Source organism: Mesorhizobium sp. B1-1-5, from assembly GCF_006443065.1.
In the GTDB taxonomy this organism is placed as follows: domain Bacteria; phylum Pseudomonadota; class Alphaproteobacteria; order Rhizobiales; family Rhizobiaceae; genus Mesorhizobium.
Window position 1 is genome coordinate 1 of sequence record NZ_VFWS01000685.1, and the last position, 1014, is coordinate 1014.

At 66.4% G+C, this 1014-nt stretch carries 1 protein-coding gene; it reads left to right on the forward strand.

Translation table 11 applies throughout. The features are described from left to right. The coding region (locus FJ980_RS34380; protein ID WP_281406373.1) for a 3'-5' exonuclease at window positions 1-1014 on the forward strand (1014 nt) is incomplete at both ends.

The window sequence follows — 1014 nt, forward strand, 5'->3', positions numbered from 1 at the left end:
CACCTGGTCATTCCGCTCGACCGACGATGTTCTGGCCGCTGTCGACCGTGTCTTCGCCGATCCGGTCGTGCGGCGCGGCATCAGCCATGACCCCGACCCGCTGAGCCACAAGGCGATACGCACCGATGCACCGGGCTATGTCGAGGTCTGGCCATCCATCGGCGCCGATGTCGTCGACGAGCCGGACGACTGGACCCAGGCAGTCGACCATGCCCGCGCGCCGGCGGTTCGGGTTGCCGAAAACGTCGCCGCCACCATTGCCGGCTGGATCGGCAATGGCGAGGTCATCGAAGGCCGCGGCAAGAGGCTGCGCCCTGGCGACGTGCTGGTGCTGGTGCGCAAGCGCGATCGCTTCGTTCATGCACTGACGCGTGCCCTGAAACGTCGTGACATCCCGGTCGCCGGCGCGGACCGGTTGAGCCTGCCCGGCCACATCGCGGTCAAGGACCTGATCGCGCTCGGCCATTTCCTGATCCAGCCGCAGGACGATCTGTCGCTCGCCGCCGTGCTGCGGAGCCCGATCTTCGATCTGTCGGAAGAGATGCTTTTCACACTGGCCGCGCAAAGACCATCCGGCCTGTCGCTGGCCGAGTCCCTGCGCCAGCATGCCAGCCAAAGCGAAGCGCTCGCGGCGGTCGCCGCTCAACTCGACATCTGGGCCAACGAGGCCGTCTTCAAGCCGGTGTTCGAATTCTATGCCGGCCTGCTGGCACGCGGTGGCGTGCGCCGCAAGATGGTTGCGCGGCTCGGGCCGGAAGCCGGGGACATTCTCGACGAATTCCTGAGTTTCTGCCTTGCCGAGGAGCGGACCGGCTTGCCCGGGCTGGAAGCCTTCCTGTCGACGCTGGAGAGCGCCGGTCCAGAAATCAAGCGCGAGATGGACCAGACCCGCGACGAGGTCCGCGTCATGACCGTGCATGCAGCCAAGGGGCTCGAGGCGCCTGTCGTCTTCCTGGTCGATGGCGGTTCGGCTCCGTTCAGCGATCAGCACCTGCCGCGCCTGATTCACTTATA